General features: G+C 63.1%; 10 protein-coding genes. 5 read left to right on the top strand and 5 right to left on the bottom strand.

What is annotated here, in order from left to right; translation table 11 throughout:
• The 4 genes from QCE73_RS29340 to QCE73_RS29325 form a co-directional block, all read right to left on the bottom strand.
• Positions 1 to 785: ESPR-type extended signal peptide-containing protein (locus QCE73_RS29340; protein ID WP_309884686.1), on the bottom strand; the 785-nt coding region annotated here is incomplete at its 3' end.
• A 689-nt stretch (positions 786 to 1,474) separates the two neighbouring features.
• Positions 1,475 to 2,311 carry a 3-keto-5-aminohexanoate cleavage protein gene (locus tag QCE73_RS29335; protein WP_187606362.1) on the bottom strand — a complete coding sequence of 279 codons (837 nt, stop codon included), beginning with the start codon at positions 2,309 to 2,311 and terminating at the stop codon, positions 1,475 to 1,477.
• 186 nt (positions 2,312 to 2,497) lie between these two features.
• The gene (locus tag QCE73_RS29330; RefSeq protein WP_309884685.1) at positions 2,498 to 2,779 is read right to left on the bottom strand and encodes a DUF3303 family protein; all 282 of its coding nucleotides are present in this window, start codon (positions 2,777 to 2,779) and stop codon (positions 2,498 to 2,500) included.
• A gap of 159 nt (positions 2,780 to 2,938) precedes the next feature.
• The gene (locus QCE73_RS29325; RefSeq protein WP_309884684.1) at positions 2,939 to 3,277 is read right to left on the bottom strand and encodes a hypothetical protein; all 339 of its coding nucleotides are present in this window, start codon (positions 3,275 to 3,277) and stop codon (positions 2,939 to 2,941) included.
• A 249-nt stretch (positions 3,278 to 3,526) separates the two neighbouring features.
• Here QCE73_RS29325 and QCE73_RS29320 point away from each other — a divergent pair, with 249 nt between their 5' ends.
• From QCE73_RS29320 to QCE73_RS29310, 3 genes are read left to right on the top strand one after another with little or no spacing between them, the layout of a single operon-like run.
• Positions 3,527 to 3,829: an EF-hand domain-containing protein gene (locus QCE73_RS29320; protein WP_035501975.1), complete on the top strand. Its 303-nt coding sequence runs from the start codon at positions 3,527 to 3,529 to the stop codon at positions 3,827 to 3,829.
• Between the two features lie 12 nt (positions 3,830 to 3,841).
• The gene (locus tag QCE73_RS29315; protein WP_035501976.1) at positions 3,842 to 4,555 is read left to right on the top strand and encodes a response regulator; all 714 of its coding nucleotides are present in this window, start codon (positions 3,842 to 3,844) and stop codon (positions 4,553 to 4,555) included.
• 23 nt (positions 4,556 to 4,578) lie between these two features.
• On the top strand, positions 4,579 to 5,925 hold the full coding sequence (locus QCE73_RS29310; protein ID WP_309885277.1) for an ATP-binding protein: 1,347 nt from the start codon (positions 4,579 to 4,581) through the stop codon (positions 5,923 to 5,925).
• 2 nt (positions 5,926 to 5,927) lie between these two features.
• Here QCE73_RS29310 and QCE73_RS29305 read toward each other — a convergent pair whose 3' ends face one another.
• Entirely contained in the window at positions 5,928 to 7,319 is a 1,392-nt protein-coding gene (locus tag QCE73_RS29305) for a polyhydroxyalkanoate depolymerase (RefSeq protein WP_309884683.1), read from the bottom strand.
• Positions 7,320 to 7,528: 209 nt separating this feature from the next.
• Between QCE73_RS29305 and QCE73_RS29300 the strand changes: the two genes are divergently transcribed.
• Complete coding sequence (locus QCE73_RS29300; protein WP_187606366.1) at positions 7,529 to 8,182, top strand: glutathione S-transferase family protein; 654 nt, start codon at positions 7,529 to 7,531, stop codon at positions 8,180 to 8,182.
• A 76-nt stretch (positions 8,183 to 8,258) separates the two neighbouring features.
• Positions 8,259 to 8,966: a helix-turn-helix domain-containing protein gene (locus QCE73_RS29295; RefSeq protein ID WP_309884682.1), complete on the top strand. Its 708-nt coding sequence runs from the start codon at positions 8,259 to 8,261 to the stop codon at positions 8,964 to 8,966.
• The last annotated feature ends 24 nt before the right edge of the window (positions 8,967 to 8,990 follow it).

Raw genomic sequence — 8,990 nt, 5'->3', positions numbered from 1 at the left:
GACGTCACCGTGCTCACGCCGGTGGACAGTGAGCTTACGTTGGACGTGATCGTGCTCACGCCCGTCGAGAGCGAACTCACGTTGGAGGTTACTGTACTGAGGCCGGTGGAAAGCGAAGTGACGACCGAGGCCACCGTGCTCAGGCCCGTCGAGGTCGATGTCGACAGCGATTCGAGACTCAAATTCACTGTGCTCAGGCCCGTCGATAGCGAACTCACTCTGCTCGACGCAGTGCTCAGGCCCGCGGACATCGAACTGGATACCCCAAAAAGCTGGGTGCCGTTGACCGCGTCGAGGCTGCCATTACTCAACATTCCCGCCGCCACTCCCGTGATCTTGTTGCGGTTCATGTTGATCTGCGCATAGGCGTTGATCGTGGTCGTTCCAGCGATGGGATCCGTGACGATGGCGAACTGGTCGGACCCCGCGGTGCCAAACAGAAGCGTGTAGGAGTCTGGAGCAAGCGCATAAGCGCCCGCTAAGGCAGCTTGATTGAACGCCACAAATCCCACGCCAGTCTTGCCGCCGCTGTCGCAATCTGCGCCATTCTGCGGACCGCTAGCCGTCGATGAGAAGCAATTCGAAAGCGCACTCGAATCGAAGACGCCGTTCGTATAGCTATTCGCCTCCACCGCGTGCGCAGTTCCGCCCGCAAGCGTGGCCATCGTGGAAGCTGCCACAACCACCGATCGCTTCGTGCTCTTCCCCCTCGTTCGAGCGAGTTCTGGCACCACAACCCACTTTTCACACGCCTGGCTCCAAACCACTTTATATGTCTTGTTCACTCAAAAACCTCGTAGATTCAATCGCAATTTTGTGACTCGGCGTTAGACGCCTGCTCGCCAGGACAGGTAAAAAGAAATAGCTCGTCATTGCTCGGGTTTCGATTGCGTCGGATCGCGCCGACAATCGAAATAGAAGAGCATTCAATGGAGTTGACCAGACTTGTTAGTTCGTTGTACTGATCTAACAAACCAGAATAGGGGATTGCTGACGGCACCTTGTCCCAGGCGAATCACGCAATTCTTGACGTTTCTCTAGAAATTCTCAATTGATATGTTCTGAAAATCGCCGCTTGATGCAGAAAAATCGCAACTTCGCCGGCGATTCACGCGCGTTACCGGAAAACTTTCTTAGCCGTAAATGCTTCGAAATTTTTATTAACTGATTTTAGTCAGCTAGTTAATCTAATTGATTGTCAATGACAGGCAAATCCAAATTCGCGAGCGATTGGAAAACCGCCTGAGATAAGTCGGGAATGGAGAGCGATAAACGCCGAGACAGAATTCGCTTCTACGCTCGGCTTCGTTGTGCTCACGAGGTCGAGCCCGGACGCCGTCCGCATACGACGCCGCAGAGAAATCCGCGTCGACCATCAAGGGAAAACGGGCCGCGATGCGCATCCTTCGCACACCACAAACAAAAAGCGCGCCGTGGTTTCCCAACGGCGCGCCTCGACCCACATAACCAACACTCAAATCGACAACAACTCGCGCGCTTCCTTCGCCGTCGCCACCGGCCTTCCATACTCCGCACACAGCGACGCCACCCGGCTCACCAACTGCGCATTGCTCTTCGCGAGCGTGTCCTTGTCCCAGCGCACGTTGTCTTCCAGTCCCGTCCGACAATGCCCGCCCAACTGCAACGTCCAGTGATTCACCTCAAGCTGATGACGCCCGATGCCCGCAGCCGTCCACGTCGCATCGGGCAGATGCTTCTTCAACTGCTCGACTTCGAACTCGAGAATCTCGAGCCGCGCGGGCAACGCATTCTTCACGCCGAGCACGAACTGCACGTGAACGGGCGGCTTCAGCAGACCCTGATTCACGAGATCGACGGTGCTATAGAGCATCGCCAGATCGAAAATCTCGATCTCGGGCTTCACGTTGTGATCGAGCATCATCTGCGCGAGCGAGCGCACGAAATCGGGCGGATTCTCATACACGATCGTCGGAAAGTTGACCGAGCCCGTCGCGAGCGACGCCATGTCGGGCTTCAGGTCGAGCATCGCGCCGCGTTGTTCGAACGAGCGTCCGCGACCGCCCGTCGAGAACTGGATGATGATGTCCGGACAATGCTTGCGAATGCCCTCCTGCAATTCCGCGAACCGATGCCGGTCCGAGCTGGAGCGTTCGTCTTCGTCACGCACATGCAGGTGCACGAGTGTCGCGCCCGCTTCATACGCCTCGTGCGTGCTCTCGATCTGCTCGGCGATCGTGATCGGCACCGCGGGATTGTCCTTCTTGCGCGGCACCGAGCCGGTGATCGCCACCGATATCACGCAGGGTTCTTTCGTAGGGGATTGGGTCACGCTTCGCTCCTTGACGGCGCCATCCTTGCGGCAACAATGCGGGAATCGCGAACGGCGCTCAAATTTGAACTAACTAGTACGTTTGTAATGATGGGGCATCGTGCGTTCCGCTGCAAGCCAAACAAACCCTAACGCGCCGGTCCTCGCGGAGTCGCCGTTCGTACGAAGAATCGCCGCGCTTTTTCTCTATTGCCGCTCCGCGTGTTCCGCGAGCATTTTTCCGACCTGCTCGTCGGTGATCGCCGGTTTGATGTCGAACATGAACAGATCGGCCCATTCATGCGCCCAGCGCGCGAGCGGGTCGATTTCGTCGCATTCGCAGACGGCGACGCCCCAGATGGAACCGATCGCATGCCAGCGTCCCAGCAGCCTGATGCCCTCGGGCGGCGCGCCGCGCGTTTGCAGGAATCGTTCGGCCGCCTGTCGTTCGACCTCGGGCTGCGCAGTCCAGTTGACGATGAATAGCATGGCTCGATCCTCCTGTTGGAACGCCATGAAACGGCGCGGGGCGCCGGGTCGCCTCCGCATCGGCACATCGGGCCCGACGCGGTTCATCCAGTATAGGAGGCCGCGATCGAGCCAGCCGTGCATTGCATCGCGGCTCGTCGCGATCGATGCGCATGGCGGTCAATGCATCACGACGACCGGCGCCGCGAACACCGGCTGCGCATAGGTGATCCTGACGGCCGGCGCGACCGCATAAGGCGACACGACGACGACGGGCCTCGGAGGCGGAGGCGGAGGCACTGCGACCGCCACGGGCGCGACGACCACGGTGCGCGCGGGCACATAGTAATAAGTCGGCCTCGGCGGCGGCGCGTAGTAATACACGGGACGCGGCGGCGGCGCATAGACGACGGCGGGCGCGACATAGGAAACCTGCACGCTCGTTCCGGCCAACGCGGATTCCGCGCAGGTCAGGCTGATGGCGGCGACGGCGGAAACGCTGAGCAAACGGATGTTCATGGTGAAGTCCTCATGCATCGTGAGTCATGGATTTCGGCAGCGTGAACGAAACACATCTGCCGGCGATGAGAACGATAGCGAAGCGTCGCCCGGAACGTGAGCCATAACTTGTGTCGCCGCATGTCGTCGCAATCTCGCATGCAATCCGGCGACATGATTCGTAGCATTCACGAGATTGCGTTCGCCGCGCGGCTCAATAGAATGACATCACCGTCGACATTCATTCGTACCCGGACCAGGGAGAGAGCCATGCGAAAAATTCTTGTCATCCTTGCCGCATGCGCGGCGTGCGCCACGTCGGGCGGCGCGTTCGCGCAAACCGCCACGCAGCCGATGGGCGCGAGCCCGCGCGTCGAACACGCGCTCGGGCAGTTGCAGACGCGCTTCTCGAGCGCCAACACGACGCACGACGGCAAGCTCACTCGCGCGCAGGCATCGGCCGGCATGCCGATGGTGGCCAAGCACTTCGACCAGATCGACACGCAGAAGAACGGCTACGTGACGCTGCCGCAAATCGAAGCCTTCATGCGCGAGCACGCCGCGCAACGCTGATCCGGAGCATCCATGGAAATCCTGCCGAAGATCATCGTGCTCGACGACGAAGCCGAGTTGCGCAACATGCTGCAGCGTTTTCTGAGTTCGCAAGGTTTCGAGGTGCGCGTCGTCGAGAATGGCAAGCGGCTCGACCGCTACCTTCAGCGCGAGCCTTTCGATCTGCTCGTGCTCGACTGGATGATGGAGCCCGAAGACGGCCTCTCGGTCTGCAAGCGCCTGCGCGCCGAAGGCCAGACGCTGCCCATCCTCATGCTCACGGCCAAGGGCGATCCGGTCGACAAGGTGATCGGACTCGAAACCGGCGCCGACGATTACCTCGCCAAGCCCTTCCTGCCACAGGAACTGGTCGCTCGCGTGCGCGCGTTGCTGCGCCGCCAGAAGATCGCCGCCGGCGATCCGACGCACACGCAGCAGGTCGTCCGCTTCGGCGAATTCCGTCTCGATCTCGCCAAGCAGAAGCTCTATCGCAACGGCGAGCCGTTCGAAATGCATTCCGCGCAGATGCAATTGCTTCACGCGCTCGGCTCGTCGCCGAACCGCGCGGTGAGCCGCGACAACCTCATCGCACGCACGCGCGGCCGCGATCACGACGCGCTCGATCGCAGCATCGACGTGCAGGTGCTGCGGCTGCGTCAGATCATCGAGGAAGACTCGGGCAAGCCGCGCTTCATCAAGACCGTCTGGGGCGTCGGCTACATGCTGCTCGCCGAAATCGAATCGTGAGCGCCGCGCCTCGCGTACGCCCTGTGTCGCTCGTGCCGCGCTCGCTCTTCGCGCGCAATATCCTGCTGCTCGTCGCGCTCGTCGCGGTGAGCCAGGTGTGCGCGATCGCGGTGCTGCTGCACTTCATCCAGACGCCGCGCATCGAGCGGGCGGCCGCGACGTTCGCGAGCTATATCGTCACGCTCGACACGCTCCTGAAAACGACGCCGCCCGACGCCGCGCAAACCGTCGCCGCGCATCTCGACATTCACGCCGAGCTGCCCGCCGGCGCGCACGAGACGGCGCCGGGATCGCGCCTGCGCTTCTATCAAACGTATCAGCGGCAGACGTTCGTCGAGAGCTTGCGGCGGCATCTGCCCGCCGACATGCTCGTGCGCTGGCAAGGCAGCGACACGGCCGACGACGGCCAGCAGCGATTGTGGATCCGCGCGCATCTGTCGGGCGAGCCGCGCTGGCTTGCGCTGCCGGTGCCCGAAGCCGCGCACGACGACGGCCTCGTGACCGCCCTCCTTCTTTCGCTCGGACTCGGCGCGCTCGCGTTCGCGACGGCCTATGTGATCCAGCGTCACCTGAATCGCCCGCTCGCGCATCTCGCCGATGCCGCGCGGCTCGTTTCCGCGGGCGGCGAGCCCGGCGTCCTGCCGACGGACGGCCCGACCGAAATCGCGCAGGTGAGCGGCGCGTTCAATCGCATGACAGCGGCGCTGAAGGAAGCCGAAGCGACGCGCGCACTGATGCTCGCGGGCATCTCGCACGACATCCGCACGCCGATGACCAAGCTGCGCCTCGCCATGGCGATGTCCTCCATACCGTCGAAGGACGCGTCGTTCGCGGCATCGGCGGAGGGCTATCTCGACACCATCGACACGATTCTTCAGCAGTTCATGGACTACGCGGGCAGCGGCGCGAAGGAGACGCCCGTCGTCGGCGATCTCAACGCGCTCGTTGCCAATCTCGCCGCCGATTTCGCGGGACTGGGGCACGAGTTCGCGCTCGATCTCGGTGCTATCGAACCGTTCCCGTTCCGTCCCATCAGCATGATGCGCATACTCATGAACCTGATGCAGAACGCGGTGCTGTACGGCGTCGTCGGGCTGGAAGTGCGCACGTGGACGGACACGCAGGCGAAAGCCGCCTGCGTCGTGATCGCGGATCGCGGCAAGGGACTCGGCGGACAGGATCCGGAAGCGCTCAAGCAACCGTTCAAACGCGGCGGCGGCGAAGGCCAGCCGAAAGGCACGGGGCTGGGTCTCGCGATCGTCGAGCGCATCGCGCGGCTGCACGGCGGCACGCTCGAATTGCGCGCGCGCGAAGGCGGCGGCGCGGAAGCGCGCATCGTGCTGCCGCTTTCGGGTGTTGCGGCGAGCTAGCGCTACTCCGTTGCGTGAGCGTCGTCGGGATCGGCGATCGCCTGCTTGTCGCCGCCCTGCTGCGCCGCCTGCGCCTGTTCCTCGACGACCGTCGATTCGCGTGCGAGCGGCGCGATCGCCTGCAACGGGACCAGCGGTTGCGCACGCGCGTTGACGCCGGCCGGGCTCGGCTCGTTATCGTGGATCAACGCGCGGATGCGCGGATAAATCTGCCGCTCCCAGCGCTTGCCGTTGAACACGCCGTAGTGCCCGACGCCCGTCTGCACGTGATGCGCCTTCAGGTAAGGCCGCAGCTTGTCGCACAGATCCTGCGCGGCGAGCGTCTGGCCGACCGCGCAGATGTCGTCGCGCTCGCCCTCGACGGTAAAGAGCGCGGTGCGCCGGATCGCCGACGGATCGACCTTGCGGCCGCGCACTTCGAGCTGCTTCAACGGCAGCGCGTGCCGCTGAAAGATGGTATCGACGGTTTCCAGATAGAACTCCGCGGTGAGGTCCATCGTCGCGAAATATTCCTCGTAGAAAACGCGGATCGCGTCCGCCTGCGCGGGGTCGCCCTTCGCGCGCTGATAGTGCATCTCCTCGAACGATTCGAGGTGACGCGGGAGATTCATCGACATGAACGCGCCCAGTTGCACGAAGCCCGGATAGACGCGCCGCATCGCGCCCGCGAAGCCGAACGGCACCATGCCGATCAGATTGCGCTCGAACCATTCGATCGGTTTGCTCTTCGCGAGCTCGTTCACGCGCGTCGGATTCACGCGTGTGTCGATCGGACCGGCCATCAGCGTCATGCTGGCCGGCTCGGCGGGATGCCGGTCCTCGGCCATCAGCGCGACCGCCGAGAGCGCCGCGACGGTCGGCTGACACACCGCGAGCAGATGCGTCCCCGGCCCGATCGTTTCGATGAAGTCGATGAGGTGGTGCACATACTCGTCGAAGCCGAAACGGCCGTGCATCAGCGAGACGTCGCGTGGATTGCGCCAGTCGGTGATATAGACGTCGTGGTCCGCGAGCATGGTGCGCACGGTGCCGCGCAGCAGGGTCGCGAAGTGGCCGGACATCGGCGCGATGACGAGCACGCGCGGCTGCGCGACGGATACCTCGTCTTTGCGGAAATGCAGCAGGTCGCAGAACGGCGTGCGCGCGGCGACCTCTTCCACGACGCGCATCGGCTTGCCATCGACGTTCACTTCCGCGATATCGAAGGCCGGGCGAGTATGCGTGAGCCCGGACAGCTCGATCAGCTCGCAGATCGCCGTGAGGCCGCGGCCCTGCGGCGTCGCGCCGATCTCCTTCCAGACACGCAGCGCGCCCTCGACGAGCGCGGCGGCGTGGCGCATGGGCAGCATCGAATCGGACCAGGCCTGATAGCCCGCGTAAGCAAAGGGATTCATCTCTCTTGCACGCGGGCGGCGCATGCGTCGATATGGAGCGTCGAAATAAGGCAATAGCTATGCCAGTCGACCGAGGCGGCGGCTCACCCGACTGAACAATTGGCATACCCTTTGCACTGTTACCATTCACGAGCGCGTTTTGCCGCCTTTCGGTGCCAACACGCACCATGCTCGATCCGTCCTGGTGCACGACGTCCGAGGAGACGCTCATGGCGAACGCCACGCTCACCATCAGCAGCAAGAACTATTCGTCCTGGTCGCTGCGCGGCTGGCTGCTCACGAAGTTCAGCGGGCTGCCGTTCGATGAAGTCGTGATGCCCGCCGACGATCCCGGCGCGCGCGCCGAGCTCCTGCTGCTCTCGCCATCGATTCTCGTGCCCTGTCTCTTTCATGATGGCATCAAAGTCTGGGACACGCTCGCGATTGCGGAATATCTGAACGAAGTATGTCCCGATGCCGGACTGTTGCCGAAGGAACGCGCCGAGCGCGCGCATTGCCGGGCGATCTGCGGCGAGATGCATTCGGGCTTCGCCGCGCTGCGTTCCGCCCTGCCGATGAACCTCAAGGCGCACTTTCCCGGCTTCAAGGTGTGGGCACGCGCGCAGACCGATGTCGAGCGCATCGTGACCATCTGGCACGAGTGTCTCGCGCAATACGGCGGTCCGTATCTGTTCGGCGAACGTTCGTGCGCGGATGCGATGTTCGCGCCGGTCGTCACGCGCTTCGTCACCTACGACGTGAAGCTCGACCCCGATATCGTCGCGTATGGCGAGCGCATTCTCGCGATGCCGGAAATGCGCCAGTGGATTGCGGATGCACAGCAGGAAGCCGAAGAAATCGACGAGCTGGATATCGAATTCTGAACGCCGCACCGCGAACGCGCCGGGTTGTCCTTTCCTTCGTCCGTGAACCATACTGGGTTGTAGGAGGAAATTCCTCATGGAACCGTCTATCGATCCAGGCGCTTCGGCGAGGCGCGCCGCGCCGACGCTGCACGTGCGCTTCTCCGACGCCGACGCCATTCCGTTTCCGACGCGCACCGTCGAGCGCGGCGACGCGCTTTACTGCATGGGCGAGCCGCTGCGCAGCGTCTATACGGTGCAAAGCGGATGCTTCAAGACCGTCGCGACCTTTCCCAGCAGCAACGACGACAGCGCTCCGCACACGCAGGTCACGGGTTTCCACTTCGCGGACGAAACGCTCGGTCTCGACGGCGTGTGCACCGGCCGGCACGAAAGCGACGCCATCGCGCTCGAATCGAGTGTCGTGCGCATCATGCCGGTCGGCATACTCGAACCCTTGTGCCGCGAGTACGCGGCGATGCAGCACGAACTGCTCGCGATCATGAGCGCGGAAATCGTGCGCGCGTCGCGTCTCGCGCTGATGCTCGGCACGATGCCCGCGCGCGAACGCGTCGCCGCCTTCCTGCTCGACTTCTCAGAACGGCTCGACGCGCGCGCCTCGTCCGTTGGCGACCCGACGAACGAACTGATTCTGCCGATGACCCGCGCGGATATCGGCAGCTATCTGGGCCTGGAGCTGGAAACCGTGAGCCGCACGCTTTCGAAGCTGCAGCGCGAGGGCGCGATCGGGCTCAATGGGCGGCAGGTGCGCATCGTGGATCGCACGATGCTCGAACATCACTGACGAACGTTCGTCGACTTATCCGAA

Source organism: Caballeronia sp. LZ029 (assembly GCF_031451275.1).
GTDB lineage: Bacteria > Pseudomonadota > Gammaproteobacteria > Burkholderiales > Burkholderiaceae > Caballeronia > Caballeronia jiangsuensis.
Note: the sequence above shows the minus strand (reverse complement) of the source record. Positions and strands in the feature narration are given on the sequence as shown.

Coding starts and splice junctions, on each gene's coding strand:
- QCE73_RS29300 (WP_187606366.1), top strand. CDS start 7,529: ATGGCGAACGCCACGCTCACCATCAGCAGCAAGAACTATTCGTCCTGG.
- QCE73_RS29305 (WP_309884683.1), bottom strand. CDS start 7,319: ATGAATCCCTTTGCTTACGCGGGCTATCAGGCCTGGTCCGATTCGATG.
- QCE73_RS29315 (WP_035501976.1), top strand. CDS start 3,842: ATGGAAATCCTGCCGAAGATCATCGTGCTCGACGACGAAGCCGAGTTG.
- QCE73_RS29320 (WP_035501975.1), top strand. CDS start 3,527: ATGCGAAAAATTCTTGTCATCCTTGCCGCATGCGCGGCGTGCGCCACG.
- QCE73_RS29330 (WP_309884685.1), bottom strand. CDS start 2,779: ATGCTATTCATCGTCAACTGGACTGCGCAGCCCGAGGTCGAACGACAG.
- QCE73_RS29295 (WP_309884682.1), top strand. CDS start 8,259: ATGGAACCGTCTATCGATCCAGGCGCTTCGGCGAGGCGCGCCGCGCCG.
- QCE73_RS29325 (WP_309884684.1), bottom strand. CDS start 3,277: ATGAACATCCGTTTGCTCAGCGTTTCCGCCGTCGCCGCCATCAGCCTG.